Annotated in this window: 15 protein-coding genes and 10 tRNA genes; 19 read left to right on the top strand and 6 right to left on the bottom strand. The window is 29.2% G+C overall.

What is annotated here, in order from left to right:
* Positions 1-38: 38 nt before the first annotated feature.
* Positions 39-1781: a sensor histidine kinase gene (locus P8F83_RS18495; RefSeq protein ID WP_326512218.1), complete on the top strand. Its 1743-nt coding sequence runs from the start codon at positions 39-41 to the stop codon at positions 1779-1781.
* On the top strand, positions 1759-3258 hold the full coding sequence (locus P8F83_RS18490) for a response regulator transcription factor (protein WP_326512217.1): 1500 nt from the start codon (positions 1759-1761) through the stop codon (positions 3256-3258). The genes P8F83_RS18495 and P8F83_RS18490 overlap by 23 nt, the downstream gene beginning before the upstream one ends.
* Positions 3259-3263: 5 nt before the next feature.
* On the opposite strand, the gene P8F83_RS18485 is transcribed toward P8F83_RS18490, so the two are convergent.
* The gene (locus P8F83_RS18485) at positions 3264-3674 is read right to left on the bottom strand and encodes an Hsp20 family protein (protein WP_238907102.1); all 411 of its coding nucleotides are present in this window, start codon (positions 3672-3674) and stop codon (positions 3264-3266) included.
* Between the two features lie 627 nt (positions 3675-4301).
* Between P8F83_RS18485 and P8F83_RS18480 the strand changes: the two genes are divergently transcribed.
* Positions 4302-4445 (top strand): hypothetical protein, encoded by a 144-nt coding sequence (locus tag P8F83_RS18480; RefSeq protein WP_238907101.1) that lies wholly within the window; start codon positions 4302-4304, stop codon positions 4443-4445.
* 44 nt (positions 4446-4489) lie between these two features.
* On the opposite strand, the gene P8F83_RS18475 is transcribed toward P8F83_RS18480, so the two are convergent.
* Positions 4490-5662, bottom strand: a complete 1173-nt coding sequence (locus P8F83_RS18475) for an NAD(P)-dependent malic enzyme (protein ID WP_315115606.1) — start codon at positions 5660-5662, stop codon at positions 4490-4492.
* A 366-nt stretch (positions 5663-6028) separates the two neighbouring features.
* Between P8F83_RS18475 and P8F83_RS18470 the strand changes: the two genes are divergently transcribed.
* A complete protein-coding gene (locus P8F83_RS18470) occupies positions 6029-7315 on the top strand; it encodes an adenylosuccinate synthase (RefSeq protein WP_326512216.1) in 1287 nt (428 codons plus the stop codon).
* A 52-nt stretch (positions 7316-7367) separates the two neighbouring features.
* On the opposite strand, the gene P8F83_RS18465 is transcribed toward P8F83_RS18470, so the two are convergent.
* Entirely contained in the window at positions 7368-8423 is a 1056-nt protein-coding gene (locus P8F83_RS18465; RefSeq protein WP_326512215.1) for an AI-2E family transporter, read from the bottom strand.
* Positions 8424-8584: 161 nt separating this feature from the next.
* Here P8F83_RS18465 and P8F83_RS18460 point away from each other — a divergent pair, with 161 nt between their 5' ends.
* Together P8F83_RS18460 and P8F83_RS18455 are read left to right on the top strand one after the other, a co-directional pair.
* Complete coding sequence (locus P8F83_RS18460) at positions 8585-8767, top strand: DUF1858 domain-containing protein (RefSeq protein WP_021804033.1); 183 nt, start codon at positions 8585-8587, stop codon at positions 8765-8767.
* A 73-nt stretch (positions 8768-8840) separates the two neighbouring features.
* Complete coding sequence (locus P8F83_RS18455) at positions 8841-9590, top strand: acyl-[acyl-carrier-protein] thioesterase (protein WP_326512214.1); 750 nt, start codon at positions 8841-8843, stop codon at positions 9588-9590.
* Positions 9591-9610: 20 nt separating this feature from the next.
* On the opposite strand, the gene P8F83_RS18450 is transcribed toward P8F83_RS18455, so the two are convergent.
* A complete protein-coding gene (locus tag P8F83_RS18450) occupies positions 9611-10852 on the bottom strand; it encodes a BaiN/RdsA family NAD(P)/FAD-dependent oxidoreductase (RefSeq protein WP_326512213.1) in 1242 nt (413 codons plus the stop codon).
* Positions 10853-11026: 174 nt separating this feature from the next.
* On the opposite strand from P8F83_RS18450, the gene P8F83_RS18445 reads away from it, so the two are divergent.
* From P8F83_RS18445 to P8F83_RS18390, 12 genes are all read left to right on the top strand, one after another.
* Positions 11027-11389 carry a CoA-binding protein gene (locus P8F83_RS18445; protein ID WP_326512212.1) on the top strand — a complete coding sequence of 121 codons (363 nt, stop codon included), beginning with the start codon at positions 11027-11029 and terminating at the stop codon, positions 11387-11389.
* Positions 11390-11406: 17 nt separating this feature from the next.
* A complete protein-coding gene (locus tag P8F83_RS18440; RefSeq protein ID WP_326512211.1) occupies positions 11407-11553 on the top strand; it encodes a hypothetical protein in 147 nt (48 codons plus the stop codon).
* A 191-nt stretch (positions 11554-11744) separates the two neighbouring features.
* Positions 11745-11819, top strand: a tRNA-Glu gene (locus tag P8F83_RS18435).
* Positions 11820-11829: 10 nt separating this feature from the next.
* Positions 11830-11905: transfer RNA gene (locus P8F83_RS18430), tRNA-Val, on the top strand.
* 9 nt (positions 11906-11914) lie between these two features.
* A tRNA-Asp gene (locus P8F83_RS18425) sits at positions 11915-11991 on the top strand.
* Between the two features lie 5 nt (positions 11992-11996).
* A tRNA-Thr gene (locus tag P8F83_RS18420) sits at positions 11997-12071 on the top strand.
* 22 nt (positions 12072-12093) lie between these two features.
* Positions 12094-12168: transfer RNA gene (locus P8F83_RS18415), tRNA-Glu, on the top strand.
* A gap of 11 nt (positions 12169-12179) precedes the next feature.
* A tRNA-Val gene (locus P8F83_RS18410) sits at positions 12180-12255 on the top strand.
* 10 nt (positions 12256-12265) lie between these two features.
* Positions 12266-12342: transfer RNA gene (locus tag P8F83_RS18405), tRNA-Asp, on the top strand.
* 26 nt (positions 12343-12368) lie between these two features.
* Positions 12369-12443, top strand: a tRNA-Glu gene (locus tag P8F83_RS18400).
* 10 nt (positions 12444-12453) lie between these two features.
* Positions 12454-12529, top strand: a tRNA-Val gene (locus P8F83_RS18395).
* 9 nt (positions 12530-12538) lie between these two features.
* Positions 12539-12615, top strand: a tRNA-Asp gene (locus P8F83_RS18390).
* Positions 12616-12707: 92 nt separating this feature from the next.
* Here P8F83_RS18390 and P8F83_RS18385 read toward each other — a convergent pair.
* Both P8F83_RS18385 and P8F83_RS18380 read right to left on the bottom strand, forming a co-directional pair.
* Positions 12708-13694, bottom strand: coding sequence for an ATP-binding protein (locus P8F83_RS18385; protein ID WP_326514860.1), 987 nt, complete (start codon positions 13692-13694; stop codon positions 12708-12710).
* A complete protein-coding gene (locus P8F83_RS18380; RefSeq protein WP_073021223.1) occupies positions 13687-14682 on the bottom strand; it encodes a DnaD domain protein in 996 nt (331 codons plus the stop codon). Before P8F83_RS18380 ends, P8F83_RS18385 begins: the two co-directional genes overlap by 8 nt.
* Before the next feature lie 252 nt (positions 14683-14934).
* Between P8F83_RS18380 and P8F83_RS18375 the strand changes: the two genes are divergently transcribed.
* On the top strand, positions 14935-16092 hold the full coding sequence (locus P8F83_RS18375) for a peptidoglycan DD-metalloendopeptidase family protein (protein WP_326512210.1): 1158 nt from the start codon (positions 14935-14937) through the stop codon (positions 16090-16092).
* The last annotated feature ends 24 nt before the right edge of the window (positions 16093-16116 follow it).

The raw sequence follows: 16116 nt of genomic DNA, 5'->3' as shown, positions 1-16116 counted from the left end.
GGTATAGAAATAATATATATGCAAGGAGAGTATATGCTGTGAAAAATCAAACTTTTAGAAAAAAACTACAGACTACTTTTTTAATTGTTGGGGTAATACCATTACTGATACTTGCTATATATAATTTTATATTTGAAGTAAGATATTCAACTAAAAGTATAGAAAAGTATACTGAAAGTAATATAAAGTTAACAGCAAATTTGTTAGATGATAACATGAATAATTTCTTTAATATAGTAAATTTTATAGCTCAAAATGAAGAAGTAAGAAAAATAGCAAATAAAAACGATGAATACGTTGACAGGAATGAAAGGTTTGAAGATACACAAAAAATGTATACTATAATAAATGGTATAACAGCTGCACAAGCTTTGAAAATACCCATACATATAGTTAATAAAAATGGCATGAGTAGATTTTCTACAACTAATTATTATAAACCTATATATAGTGATGAAAGAGGGAACTTTTTTGATACATTAGCTAAAAATGAAGGGAAGGTAGTCAAACAGATACATAGAAGAGTAGATGGTGAAAATGCTCAGGATATAGTAATGGTAATAGGAGAGGCTATAAAAAATAAGGATAATGGAGAAATAATAGGGTATGTAGTTGCAGATATCTATGATAGTTATTACGATAATATATTAAATAATATATCTTTTGTAGAGGATAGTAATATTTATTTATTAGATGAAAAGGGCTATATAATAACTGATAAATTGCTTAAGAATCAAACAGGATTTAGATTTAATGAAGAGTATTTAAAAAAAATGAATAAAGAAAGCGGGGATCTAAGTATTACTATAAATAATGAAAAATATAAGGCATACTATACTACTTCTAAAAGCAATAATGTAAAAGTTATTCAAACTATACCATCTAATTATTTCTTTACAGAAGCCTTTAAGAATATTGAAATATTTATGATTATAATTTTATTCGTTGCAATAATTGGTTATGTTTTATCAAGAATACTTTCTAATAAGATATCTAAACCAATTCATGAGATATCATTACAGATGAAAGAAGTTGAATTAGGAAATAGAGATGTTTATGTAGATTTTAATAGTAATGACGAAACAGGCCTATTAGTAAAAAGATTTAATAATATGATAAAAGAAATAAATAGATTAATAGAAGAGGATTATAAAAAACAAATATTAATTCAACAAACAGAGTTTAAAGCTTTAAAGGCTCAAATAAACCCTCATTTCCTCTATAATGCACTTAATTCTATAAGTTGGATGGCTAGATTAGGATTAAACAATGAAGTAGAAGATATGACTAATGCACTTAGTAAGTTTTTTAGATATAGTATAAGCAATACTGGGGAAATAGTTGAAGTTAAGCAAGAGATAGAGCAGATAAACAATTATTTAAAGATACAAAAAAATAGATACAGAGATAAACTTAGCATATCAATAGAAGTAAGTGAAGAGATCTTAAATCTAAAAATATTAAAATTAATACTGCAGCCTCTAGTAGAGAATGCAATAATACATGGGCTTGAACCTAAGATAGATTCAGGTAAATTAATAATAAAAGGTTTTATTAAAGATAACTTATTAATATTTAAAATAATAGATGACGGAATAGGGTTTGGGCAAAGTAAACATAATGGAGAAGGAATTGGGATAAGTAATGTAAACAAGAGAATAAAAATTTATTATGGAAAGGATTATGGAGTAACCTATAGTAATATAAATGGATTAACAGAGGCTTTAATAATAATTCCTAAAGACGGTGGTGTTAATAATGATAAAAACCCTAATAGTTGATGATGAGTATTATGCAAGAGAAGGGATGAAAAGAACAATACCTTGGAATAACCTGGAATGTGAAATATGTGGTGAAGCAGATAATGCGTTAAAAGCCATTGAGGTAGCAAAAGTATATAAGCCAGAGTTAATTATAACGGATATAAACATGCCTGGGATAGATGGAATCTCTATGTCCCAGGAAATAAAAAAATATTTACCAAGTAGTAAATTTATTATAATTACTGGGTATGATGATTTTCAATATGCTAGAAGAGCTATTAAAATTAATGCATTAGATTTTATTTTAAAACCTATAGATTATGAAGAACTTATAAATGCAATAAAAAAGGCAGTAGAAGTAATTAAGGAAGAAAAAAGTAATAGTATAATATCTAGAGAAAAGATGCTGCTTGAGGTAATAAGAGGACAAAGAAAAATTACTGAGATCTATAATTTTTGGGATAATCAAGATGAAGTGAAAATTGCATTGATAGAAAATGACTATTATGATTATTATGCTAAGAGTTTGCAGAGTAATGTTAATTACAGTATTATAGATCATTTAAAAAATAGATTTAAAGATATATTTAAAGAAAAAGGCTATGTAATAGAGGCACATCAGCATAGGATTGTAGTTATATTTAAAAAGGCAGACATTGATTTAGAAAATAGTATATTAAGTTTAAAATATGAAACAGAAAATAAATATAAAACTGTTATTTCTGTAGCTCTAACTCAATATGATAAGGTGGAAAATATAAAAGGCTTATATGATAAAAGTAAAGAACTGCTTGATAATAGATTTAATCTCAATAAAAGATTGATAATTAAAAATAAGCTACAGGCAAATAAGAGCTTTGATAGAAAAATAGCTTCACAAATAATAGAGGACATAGTTCTATCAGTTAATGCCAAAAAGAAAGATAAAGTAATATTATACGTTGATAAACTCTCAGCATATTTCAAAGATGTAAACTTAAATAAAGCCACTGTAATAAATATGGTTATGCAAATAATTATTTCATTTAAAGAAGAAATGGAAAATTATAAGATAGATATAAATATAGAAGAAAAATCGGATATTTATAACAGTAAATACCTAGAGGATATAATAAAGTTTTTAAAAAGTTATTTACTAGAGGTTATAGAGAAGTTAAGAGAAAAAAGTTCTAAGCTTGAGGATACATCTATGGAGAAAGCACTTATATATATACAAAAAAATTATAATAAAAATATATCTTTAGGAATTGTTGCAAAAGAGGTGTATTTAAATGAAAGTTATTTAAGTAGAAGTTTTAAAAAACATAAAGGAATGAGTTTTACAGAGTATATAACAAAACTAAGAATGAAAAAGGCAATTGAATTGATGAAGACTGGTAAGAGCATAAATGAAATAGCAAATGAAGTGGGATATACTGATTATAGAAGTTTTTCTCTAAATTTTAAGAAGTATACAGGCTATATTCCAAGGGAATACTTAAAAAAGAGTGACTAAAAAATTTAATCACTCTTTTTTAGGTTCTTTTGTAAACTTAAAGCTAATTCACCTTTTTCTAAAGTATAACGAATAGTTTCGATTTTTATATCAGGCACATAGAACATTCTTCTGGTTTCACCATAATATCTCTCATTAAAAAGAGTATCGGTTGATGTTGTATCAGCTTCCGCTCTCTTTATAGCGATAACTAAAAAGTTATTTTCGTAAGTAATAGTTAAATCTTGCTTATCCACACCAGGAATATCAGCATAAACAATAAATTCTTTAGAGGTTTCTAAAACATGAGTCTTAAAGTTTTTTTCATTTTCTAAGATTTTAAAATCTTCATTAAGGTAAACTTTTTCCCATAATACATCAAAAAACTCTCTAGATGTCATTGAATAAGTAGACTTTGTAGAAAGTAGATCTCTCATAAATGAAGCCTCCTTTCCTATTACAACTTTATTTTATGGATGTAATTAAATCATGATACTGTAATGTTATTGGAGTAGTATATAAAACTTAAAACAAGAGCATAATATTAGTAATAAAAGTTTTTAATAAATCTATTGACAGATATAGAAATATAAAATATACTATATTTAAAGATAGTGATAATCATTATCAAGTAAATAATTATTCTTGAATTTAGAACTGGCAAACACACATATTAGTAACAAAGTAAAACTCCTCTTAATATTACTTTTGTTAGGAAAAACCTAGGTACTGGGCATACCTAGGTTTTTTGTTTTATAAAAGTATAAAAAGTAAGTTCAATAAAATTTATCATAAAAGTTTAAAAATAATATAAAAGAAGTGATTGACAAGAATATAATCATAAGATATACTATATTCATAGCAAGTGATAATCATTATCAGGGAAAGAGGTGATTATTACTGAATTTAGAACTGACAAGCACACATATTAGTAACAAAGTAAAACTCCTCTTAATATTACTTTTGTTAGAAGAATCTAGGTACTGGGCATACCTAGATTTTTTTGCATATACAAATATGTTTAGGAAAAACTATTAGAGAATTAAATTAAAGGAGTGATATGTTTGGCTAAGAATAGAAGTGTTAATCCAGAAAATCAATCGTTAAAAGATAAAAGTGAACAATCAGCTAATGCTATTAATGGGTTTAATAATAATGGAAATGCAGGAAAACAAGCAGGAAGAATAAATACTAAAGGGAAAAAATAGAGTTTATAAAAGGATATCTTAAAGTTAAGATATCCTTTTGAAGGTTATATACGTGATATACCACTTTCTATAGCAGCTTTTTTTACGGCTTCTGCAACTTTATTTTGAACTGTTTTATCGAAAGATTTCGGGATAATATAATCCTCATTCAGTTCATCTTCTGAAATAGCATTAGCTATAGCATAAGCAGCGGCAACTTTCATTTCTTCATTTATATCTTTTGCTCTAACATCAAGAGCGCCTCTAAATATCCCTGGAAAAGCTAATACGTTATTTACTTGATTAGGGAAGTCAGAACGACCAGTACCTATTACTCTTGCGCCAGCTTCTTTAGCGTCTTCTGGGAAAATTTCTGGTATAGGGTTTGCCATAGCAAAAATGATAGAATCTTTTGCCATAGATTTGACCATATCTTTAGAAACTGAATTTGGGGCAGAAACACCTATAAATACATCAGAGTTTTTAATAACATCCTCTAAAGATCCTGACTCATTATTAGGGTTTGTTATTTGTGCTAATTCTTCAACAGATGAGTTTTTGAAAGTCATATTTCTATGTATAGCCCCATCTCTATTACAAACAATAATGTTTTTAACACCAGAAGAAAGTAATAATTTACATATAGCAGTTCCAGCTGCACCGGCGCCATTCATTACTATTTTTAAATCCTTAAGATCTTTTTTTACTATTTTTAAAGCATTCAATAAACCAGCTAAGGTAACTATAGCAGTTCCATGTTGGTCGTCATGAAATACTGGAATATCTAGCTTTTCTTTTAATCTTTTTTCAATTTCAAAACATCGTGGAGCAGAAATATCTTCTAAATTTATTCCTCCTAATGAAGGTGATATTCTTACAATTGTATCTACTATTTCATCTACATTTTTGGTATCTAAAACTATTGGGAAAGCATCTACATTTCCAAATTCTTTAAACAGGATACTTTTACCTTCCATAACAGGCAAGGAAGCTAAGGGGCCTATATCACCTAATCCTAAAACAGCAGTTCCATCTGAGATTACAGCAATAGTGTTCCACTTTCTAGTATATTCATAAGCAGTGGATGGATCTTTATGTATCTCTTTACATGGTTCAGCGACACCGGGAGTATAAGCTAAACTTAAGTCCTTAGAGTTTTCTATTTTTACTCTTGAGATTATTTCAAGTTTACCTTTTTTTTCTTTATGAAATTTTAAAGACTCTTCATATATGTTCATAAAACACCTCTTCGACATATTTATTATTTAAGTATATTATAAACAAAATTTACGTTATTTCAAAAGATAATTATAATAAATAGTGGTTGAAGCTATACACTCTTTATTATTTATATAGCAAAAGCCGATAGTTTCACGAATTTTTATAAACATATGAATATAAATATTCGCTAATTTATTGACCTTAAGAATTTACTTTGATAGTATTGTATAGGGGACAAGTTTAATACTTATAAATTTTTCCCAATAGTGAATACTAAGATAAAACTCTCTACTTTACTTAGGGGTTTTATGATTAAAGACATATTTTAAATAGATGAAATAAAGCTAATATTATACATTAGCACATTTAAGGAGGAAATTTATATGTCAGCATTTGTTGTATTAGGTGCTCAATGGGGAGACGAAGGAAAAGGTAAAATGACAGATTACCTAGCAGAAGAAGCAGATGTAGTAGTTAGATTCCAAGGAGGAAACAACGCAGGACATACAGTAGAAGTTGAGGATAGACAATATAAACTTCGTTTGATTCCATCAGGTATATTACACGATGATAAGTTGAATGTAATAGGTAATGGTGTTGTTGTAGATCCTATAGCTCTATTTGAAGAGATAGATTATCTTGAGAGAGAAGGAGTTAAGGTTACTCCAGAGAAACTTATAATAAGTGATAGAGCTCATGTTATAATGCCATATCATAAAGTTTTAGATAAATTAAAAGAAAAATCAAGAGGAAAAAATGACATAGGTACAACTGGTAGAGGTATAGGCCCATGTTATACAGATAAATTTGAAAGATGCGGAATAAGAATATGTGATCTTATGAGCGAAGCCTTATTTAAAGATAAATTACAACAAAATATAGAAGCTAAGAATCCTTATATAACTAAGGTTTTAGGTGGAGAAGAATTAAATTTTGAAGAAATAGCTTCAGAATATTTAAGTGCTGCAGAAAGACTAAGACCATATGTACAAGATACATCAGTTAGAGTTTATAATGAAATAAAGGCTGATAAAAATGTTTTATTTGAAGGTGCTCAAGGAATGTTACTTGATATAGATTATGGTACTTATCCATATGTTACGTCATCAAATACTACAGCTTGTGGAGTTGCTAGTGGTGTTGGTATTGGACCTAATATGGTAACTAATGCAGTAGGTATTGCAAAAGCATATACAACAAGAGTTGGCAAAGGACCATTCCCAACAGAATTAGATAATGAAGTAGGAGAATGGATAAGAGAAAAAGGCCATGAGTATGGAGTTAATACTGGAAGATCAAGAAGATGCGGATGGTTAGATCTTGTAATATTAAAAACAACTGTAAGGGTATCTGGATTAACTTCTCTTTGTATAACAAAGATAGATACTTTAGCAGGACTTAAAAAAATAAAAATGTGTGTAGGATATAAATTTGAAGATAAAGTAATAGATTATTTCCCAGCATCTTTAGAAGATTTAGCTAAGTGTGAACCTATATACGAAGAATTTGATGGATGGGATGATTCTGTAGCTGATGCAAGAAGTTATGAAGAATTACCAGAAAATGCAAAGGTATATTTAAAAAGAATAGAAGAAGCTACAGGAACTAAGGTTTCTATAGTTGGAGTAGGTCCAAAGAGAGATCAAACTATAAGAGTAGGCGAAATCTAATTAATTAGCTGTATAAAGCAAAGGAAAATTGCTTTATACAGCTAATTTTATTTTATGATTTATCTAAATCAATTTCTCTATTTTCCCATATAATTTTTAATATAGCATAAATAGGAACCACTAAAAATGCGCCAGGTATGCCAAAGAGAGTAGCAGCACCTATAACTAAAAATATGTCTGTAAGTGGGTGAATCTTCATAGCTCTAGACATAATTAATGGAACTACGAATCTGCCCTTTATGGTTTGAGCTATCATAAAAACAATAGTTAATTTAATAATCATTGGAATGCCTAGAGTAAGAGCTATTATATAGGGTATTATCATAGAAATAAAGAATCCTAAAAATGGTATAAAAGCTAAAATAAATGTTGATATAGCAAATATTAATTTCCCAGGAAAATTTAAAATCCAGTAACCTATAAAAACTAATACTGCAAGGCAAAATGCAACAGATGCCTGACCTGTTATGTAACTAAATAAAGCATCATCAGCCTTATTTATAATTGTTTCAGCTTTTGAATGATTTTTTATAAATGGAAGATTACTTAAAGATTTTTTGAATTTTTTATCATCTTTCAAAAGATGATAAGTTATTAATAAAAATAAGATTACATTAGCAAATAGATTCCAACCAAAGTCAAGTACAATCTTGAATATACTTCCTATTTTATATATATAATTTTGGCTTTGCTGAAGTAAAGAGGATTTTATATTATCAATATCTATGTAGTTTTCCAACCAAGCATTAATATCGTTAAATTTAGTTAAATCAAAGTTTTTAATAGAGTAACTTACTCTATCTATAAGTAAATAAACTTGATTTACAAGGCTTCTTGATATTGATGATACTAATAATGCAAATACTAAACATGATATAAGTAATGATAGAAAAATTGAAAACCTTATTTTAAAACCTTTCTTCAAAAATATATTTCTTAGTGGTCTTATTAAATAATATAAAAAAGCGCCTATGACTATAGGTAGAAATATAGCTATTAAGAGTTTCTTTATTAAAATAATTAATAAGGGAGTTTTAGAGAATAATATTATTAATAAAAGTACTAAGTTATAGATTAATAAATTAATTAGTATGTTTTTCTTATTCATAGTATTGCTCCTTTTAATGTTGTCTTTAGTTAGTATTTACAATAGTTTAGGTAAATATGTTTGTTACAAGTTAAATCCGACCATTTTACTTGACTTTCTTTTAACAAAGATATATAATTTCTTTATGTTAAATAAAATGATAAAAGTGAGGGTGGTATATTATGGTAACTAAAGACATGACAATAGGTCAAGTAGTAAGGGAAAATCCAGATAAAGTAGATGTACTTATGAGTTTTGGAATGGGTTGTGTAGGATGCCCATCAGCTCAAGCAGAAACTTTAGAAGAAGCGGCTATGGTACATGGATTAAATGTTGAAAATTTATTAGAAGCATTAAATAAATAGACATAATTAAAGGCTAACAAGTTAAACTTGTTAAGCCTTTTTGTTTATTAAAATAGGTTTAAGGGAGATCGTTATGGGGAGAGTTTTTGAAAAACAATATGAAATAAATTATTATAATTTAGATAATAGTTTAAAATGTAAAATAACTTCTATATTAGACTTTTTCTGTGATATAGGTATGCAGCAATCGGAAGAACTTGGGGTAGGGGTTGATTCCTTAACTGGAAGAAACTTAACATGGGTATTTTATAAATACAATATAAATATGAAAAGATACCCTAGATATGGGGAAAAAATAAAAATAATAACAGATCCAATAGGCTTTAAAAAGTTTTATGCCTTTAGAGATTATACAATATTAGATGAAGCCGATAAGATTATAGGTGAAGGAAAGAGCCTTTTCTTTCTAATAGATTTAGCTAAAAGAAGACCTGCTAGAATACCAAGGGACTTGTATGAAGCTTATGGATGTGCGGATGAAATAAAGGATAATCCAACAATAGTAGATCCAGAAAAACTGGAAGAAGATCAATATTTTAGAGAGTTTTATGTAAGACGTAGTGATATAGATTCTAACAAACATGTAAATAACACTAAGTATGTTGAATGGGCTCTAGAGGTTATTCCTGATGAGATAGTTGATGAATATGAATTAGATAATATTAGTATTATATATTCTAAAGAAATCACTTATGGACATATGGTAAAAACTAAATGTTCAGTTCATAATGAAGAAAATGGAGTAATGAAAATTCGTCATTTAATTCAAGATGATGAGGGAAGAGATATTACTCTTATAAATACTTTTTGGAGAAAAAACTAGCAAAAGAATTTCATCTTTTGCTAGTTTTTTAATGCAGTTGCAACTGTATAGGCTGAGCTCCAAGCCCATTGTAAATTAAATCCGCCGCAATCTCCATGAACATCTAAAATTTCCCCAGTAAAATATAAGTTATCAATGATTTTAGACTCCAAAGTTGAACTGTTAACTTCAGAAGTATTTATTCCACCTGATGTAACCTGAGCATTGTTAAATCCATTTGTCCCAACGCAAGAAAATTGCCACTTTTTCATTAGAGAAATAATATTTGATTTTTCTGACCAAGTTAAATCATAGACTGGTTTATGTAAATCATTTACTTTAGCTTCTTTTAGGAATATAGGAATTAATTTTTTATTCAGAACGCCTATGAGAGAATCTATAACTTTTCTATGAGAAAACATACTAAAATGACCATATATAAAATTTTCAATATCTTCTTTAGATTTATTAGGAAATAAATCTACAACTACGCTAACTTTCTTATCATTCTCTAAGGATTTAGATGCAATATGAGAAAGCTGAAGGATCGGTGGACCAGAGATGCCGTAATCAGTAAAAAGTACCTCTCCAAAATCACTTCTTATGACAATATCATCAACTAAAATTGAAGCAAGAGCATCAAACTTAATGCCAGACAAAGCTTTTAAACTAGGATAGTTAAGCTTTAATTGTACTATAGCAGGAAGCGGTTTTATTATGCTATGGCCTAATTCTTTAGCAAGTTTATAACCAGAACCATCTGAGCCTGTTTTTTCAGCAGATTTTCCTCCGCAAGATAAAATAAGTTTATCACAAGAAAACTCACTCAAATCAGCATTATCTGTGGATAAAATAAATTTTTTGCGTTTGTGGATAGATTTAATTTTACAGGAGTTATACACAGGGATTTTTCTATCCTCTAAAGCTAAACGAAAAATATCCACAACGGAAGAAGCCTGAAGAGACTGTGGATAAAGTTTACCTTTTTCTAATTCAACAATAGGTAATCCTAAAAATGAAAAAAAGTTTAAGGTATCTTCTACAGAAAATTTATTTAAAGCTTCAATAAAAAAATTCTCAGTATCACTGTAATAACCTGAAAAGGGGTAATCTATATTATTATTTGATATATTACACCTACCATTACCAGTAGTTAAAATCTTTTTTCCGACTCTGTCTGTACCTTCAACAATTGCTACATCTAACCCAAAATCTTTTAAAAGTATTGCACTCATTAATCCTGATGCACCACCACCAACTACGAGCATATTATGATGAATCATTAGGAAACCTCCTTCACTATATTGGAATAAATAAATTGTATCATTATTGAAATAATATAACTAGAGCTTATATTTATAATAAATTTTATATAAATAGAATTAATGGTATCATATATTAATAAATAATGAAATTTATTATAATAAAATTATAGAATTAAAAAAGGAGATTTTTTTATGAATGCTACAGAATTATTAAAATACAAAAATTGGGTTGTAATAGGTGACACATTAAATAAAGAGAAGTATGCTAGTAAAATACTGAGCAAGTTAATTTCAAGAGGGTATAATACTGAAGGTGTCCATCCTAAAGGTGGAGAAAATATTTATAAAACATTGGGAGAAGTACCATATAAAATTGATGTTATAGATTTATGTATAAACCCTCTAAGTGGAATAAAATTTATAGAAGAAGCAAAAGCTTTAGGTATAAAATATATACTAATACAACCAGGAGCAGAAAGTAGAGAAATTTTAAGCTACTGCAAAGATAATGGTATTATAGCTATCGAAGGCTGTGCATTAGTAGCTCTTGGATAAGAAAAGGAGAAAGTCTAATGGATAATAATAAAAACAGAAGAAAAGATAGAGAAAAGTCTAACGCAGAATTAAGAAAAATGAATCCTAAAAATGGTGCTGAAATTGGAGTAATAGATGGAGAAAAGATAGGTCATTACGAGAATTCAAAAGACCATAGTAAATAATATAAAAAAGCTATCAAAAAATGATAGCTTTTTTAAAAGTTTTATTAGAATTGTGTTTATAATTAAGATAAAATCAATATTTAAGGCAGTATTTAAAAAAAAATAAAAAAAGTGTTGACACTATTATCAATTTTAGGTATCATATTCATTGTCGGGTCGCAAGATAAGGCGACAATAGATTAAATAATTATGGCCCCTTGGTCAAGCGGTCAAGACACCACCCTTTCACGGTGGTAACAGGGGTTCGATTCCCCTAGGGGTCACCATTTTTTATTTGGGCGCATAGCTCAGCTGGGAGAGCACCTGCCTTACAAGCAGGGGGTCACAGGTTCGATCCCTGTTGTGCCCACCAAATAAATATGGCTCAGTAGCTCAGTTGGTTAGAGTGCCGGCCTGTCACGCCGGAGGTCGAGGGTTCGAGCCCCTTCTGAGTCGCCATTTACGCTGGCATGGCTCAACGGTAGAGCAGCTGACTTGTAATCAGCAGGTTGTAGGTTCGATTCCTATTGCCAGCTCCATTTTTTTCATAATACTTATTATGGCCCCTTGGTCAAGCGGTCAAGACACCACCCTTTCACGGTGGTAACAGGGGTTCGATTCCCCTAGGGGTCACCATTTTTTTATTTGGGCGCATAGCTCAGCTGGGAGAGCACCTGCCTTACAAGCAGGGGGTCACAGGTTCGATCCCTGTTGTGCCCACCAAATAAATTATGGCTCAGTAGCTCAGTTGGTTAGAGTGCCGGCCTGTCACGCCGGAGGTCGAGGGTTCGAGCCCCTTCTGAGTCGCCACTTTTACTTAAAATTATATTTATTATGGCCCCTTGGTCAAGCGGTCAAGACACCACCCTTTCACGGTGGTAACAGGGGTTCGATTCCCCTAGGGGTCACCATTTTTTATTTGGGCGCATAGCTCAGCTGGGAGAGCACCTGCCTTACAAGCAGGGGGTCACAGGTTCGATCCCTGTTGTGCCCACCAAATAAATATGGCTCAGTAGCTCAGTTGGTTAGAGTGCCGGCCTGTCACGCCGGAGGTCGAGGGTTCGAGCCCCTTCTGAGTCGCCACAAAAAAGCTTTAGTTAAAACTAAAGCTTTTTTTATATTAAAAATAAATATGAGATAATTAATTATAAAAATAGAAGCCAGAATTAAATATTCTAGCTTCTATTTTTCTTTAAATTAATTTGTACTCTAATATCATCTCCATAAAATTTATGAAGTTTGAAATTTCCTATAAGCCTAGAGCCTATTCTTTCAGTATAGGTTTTTGTTATATCAGTTAAGGTAAGATTTGTTGATATTATCATCTTTTTCTTCCTTAATAGTTTGACATTTAATAAGTTAAATAACTCGGCTATAGAGAATTCTGTTATTTGTTCAGTTCCTAAATCATCTATAATAAGCAAATCACAGTTAATAAGCAATTCTTCTAAGATTTTATTATTATCAAATCTAACTTCCCTAAGATTTTTGATAAGCTCATCAGCTGTTCTATAAACAACTAAAATTCCGCTATCTAAAAGTTCTCTTGCTATACAGTTGGTTAAGTACGTTTTGCCTGTACCTGGATCTCCATAAAACAATAGATTTTCATTATGATGTTTAAAAGAGGGCATATACCTGGTTATTATATCTTGAAATATACTTTCCATATTTTTTCTAGGCGAAAATTTTTCATCGCCAACTCTATGGGAAGAAAATAAAGATAAATCGAAGTTATCAAAATTATTATTTCTAACAGTATCAGATAACTCGGAGTTTTTATAATATACTTCAATAAGTTTACGTTTATAGCATTCGCATTGTTCAATTCCTATATAACCGGTATCTTTACATTTACTACATGTATAACGTATATTTAAGTAATTTTGAGGATAACCGTTTTGAACAAGCATTTCATATTTTTTAGCTCTTAAATCCATTATTTTATTCTTTAAGTTTGTAATTACTGGAGCTATATCATCATGATTTTTTAAAATATTCATAGAAAGACTCAAAGATAGTTTTCCTATTTCTTGGTCTATAGCTATAATTTCTGGATGAAGCTCTTGAATTTCTTTTTTTCTAGTTTTAAGGGCATTAGATTCTCTTTCTCTTATTAACTCATAGAGAGATAAAACTTCTGACCTATATCCTTTAATCATCATTATCCCATCCTAATAATTTTTTTTCTAAGGAATCATAATCATAATTTCTTCCTTGAAAATTATCAAACCTAAGCTTAGGTTTTTCATTTTTTTGAGTATACTTGGTTTTATTTGAGTTAGTAGCTTTATAGTTAGCCTCACTCTGTTCTATGTCTTTAAGGGTTTTAAGATTACTTCCATACCATTTAGATAATATTCCATCAATATATTTAAAATCAGAGCGTCCTAATCTATCAAAACAAATTTGTACAGCTTTATATATAACTTCTAGAGAATAATTGTATTTAGTAATCCACTTATCTAAAAGCTCCTCTTGAGGTTTCATAATATCTGTATTTTTAATTCCCAAATAAGAAAGAATACTTCTTATTTTTACCCATTTGTCCTCGGATTTAGTTATATAGCTTTGAGCTGCTTCTATAGTTTTAATATTGTTATCGTTCCAAGCAAGAGCAACTTTTTCAATATACCTGGAATCTTTTTTTCCTTTAGATACACAGTATTCAATTAGAAGCAAAATAAGTTCTGATGAAAAACCAAAATCTTTTTGCCAACCTAAATATGAAGACATTTCTTTAGGAGACAGAGGTCTTCCTATAAGTTTTTCTATATCCTTAAGCATATCTTTAGTTCCACTAGAATTTAAAGCTTCTAATAGACTGAGCTTAGGATTTGTTTCTTCTATTTCCTCTGATAAAGTAGAAAACTCAATACTGTAGTTACCCATTTTGTCTATAGGAACTATTTTTAGTAATCCTTCATCTTGCCAATAATAAAAAGCATTCATAATATCTGACTCTAAAAGATTAAGTTTAGAGGCTATTATAGAAGAACTTACTCCAAGCTCTCCAGATAAAATATATTTAAGCATTAATATATAAACTTTAACAAATTCTCCTCGCGCTTTTGGCATATGTTTTTCAATAAAAATATTACTAATAGGAGTAAAGGTAACAGGTGAATTTTTTAGCATAAAAGTACTCATATATTTATTTACACCTTCCCCATAAATTTAATAACACTCATAAGTGTAAAATCATTATAACAAAGCAGAAAACATCTAACAACTTAATTCAGTATAAAAAAATGTATAGTATTTTTAATTTCGGGAATAGTAGTATTTGTATTTCAAAATTAAAGTAAATGAGGAAATTGCATGGAAGATAGTCTGAAAAATTGTAATAAGGAAAATATTATACTGAAAAGGGTTGTGATATATATATGTTTTATTGTAATTATGCTCACAACATCTATAGGAATAATCACATATAGAGCATATAGTAAAAATAATTTAAATTATTCTGCATATATAAGTAACAGACTTATAGGATATGTAGATAATAAAAAAGATTTTAAAGAGTCTATTAAAAGTATAGCTAATGGGCTTGTAGATCAATACCCAACCATTAATATAAAAAAATATAAGTTAAGCTTCAAAAAAATTAATAAAAGCGAAACTACAATAACTAATGATGTAGAAGTTAAAAAAAATGTACTTAAGAGTCTAGAAGGTACAGTTAATACTAATAGATTAATTATAAATGGTATTGAATTTGGATATATATCATCGGAAGAAGAAAAAAAGAGCGCACTAAATTCATTAGTGGGAAAATACTTAAAAGATATAAATGTTGATAAAGACAATGTTTTATCTGTAAATATAAATGGAAGCATAGAACTTAAAAAAGAGACGGTTAATATATCTTCTTTAGATCCATTAGAAATTATTGTTGAAAGACTATATGAAACTAATAAAGGAGATAAACCTATTTTAAATATAGATATTACATTAAATGAAACTTTTAAAGAAACTATAATGCCAAAAACAACAATATTATCTACAAACGAAATATATTTAGGGCAAAGTAAAAATCAAGAAGGCGTAGCAGGTGAAAAAGAAGTATTAAAGGAGATAAAATATTCAAATGGTAAGAAGATAAATGAGAAAAATATATCTGAAAAAGTTATAGTGGAGCCTAAAGATAACATAGTTTATAAAGGGGTAAAAGATCCTATTGCAGGTGGAGTAGCATTTTTAGAGAATCCATCCAGAGGGAGTATTACATCAAACTATGGAGCTAGATGGGGAAAGGTACATAAAGGAATAGATATTGCAGGAAACATAGGGGATCCTATAAAAGCTGCATTGGATGGAAAAGTAATAGAAGCATATTATAGTAGTTCTTATGGTAATGTTATTACCATAGAGCATGGAAATGGAATACAAACTTTATATGCTCATTGTAGTAAATTATTAGCTAAAGAAGGCCAAGAGGTAAAAAGAGGGGATATCATAGCGAAGATTGGTAATACTGGAAGAAGCACAGGTCCACATTTGCACTTTGAATTAAAGGTAAATGGTAGTGCTATAAATCCTATAAAGTACATAGATTAAGAAAATCCACCGACATAATCGGTG

Origin of the sequence: Clostridium intestinale (assembly GCF_035905475.1) — a bacterium.
In the GTDB taxonomy this organism is placed as follows: Bacteria; Bacillota; Clostridia; order Clostridiales; family Clostridiaceae; genus Clostridium_T; species Clostridium_T intestinale.
This window is presented reverse-complemented; position numbering and strand designations above follow the sequence as displayed.

Coding starts and splice junctions, on each gene's coding strand:
- P8F83_RS18490 (WP_326512217.1), top strand. CDS start 1,759: ATGATAAAAACCCTAATAGTTGATGATGAGTATTATGCAAGAGAAGGG.
- P8F83_RS18385 (WP_326514860.1), bottom strand. CDS start 13,694: ATGATTAAAGGATATAGGTCAGAAGTTTTATCTCTCTATGAGTTAATA.
- P8F83_RS18465 (WP_326512215.1), bottom strand. CDS start 8,423: ATGAATAAGAAAAACATACTAATTAATTTATTAATCTATAACTTAGTA.
- P8F83_RS18485 (WP_238907102.1), bottom strand. CDS start 3,674: ATGAGAGATCTACTTTCTACAAAGTCTACTTATTCAATGACATCTAGA.
- P8F83_RS18470 (WP_326512216.1), top strand. CDS start 6,029: ATGTCAGCATTTGTTGTATTAGGTGCTCAATGGGGAGACGAAGGAAAA.
- P8F83_RS18445 (WP_326512212.1), top strand. CDS start 11,027: ATGAATGCTACAGAATTATTAAAATACAAAAATTGGGTTGTAATAGGT.
- P8F83_RS18455 (WP_326512214.1), top strand. CDS start 8,841: ATGGGGAGAGTTTTTGAAAAACAATATGAAATAAATTATTATAATTTA.
- P8F83_RS18475 (WP_315115606.1), bottom strand. CDS start 5,662: ATGAACATATATGAAGAGTCTTTAAAATTTCATAAAGAAAAAAAAGGT.
- P8F83_RS18440 (WP_326512211.1), top strand. CDS start 11,407: ATGGATAATAATAAAAACAGAAGAAAAGATAGAGAAAAGTCTAACGCA.
- P8F83_RS18380 (WP_073021223.1), bottom strand. CDS start 14,682: ATGAGTACTTTTATGCTAAAAAATTCACCTGTTACCTTTACTCCTATT.
- P8F83_RS18460 (WP_021804033.1), top strand. CDS start 8,585: ATGGTAACTAAAGACATGACAATAGGTCAAGTAGTAAGGGAAAATCCA.
- P8F83_RS18450 (WP_326512213.1), bottom strand. CDS start 10,852: ATGATTCATCATAATATGCTCGTAGTTGGTGGTGGTGCATCAGGATTA.
- P8F83_RS18375 (WP_326512210.1), top strand. CDS start 14,935: ATGCTCACAACATCTATAGGAATAATCACATATAGAGCATATAGTAAA.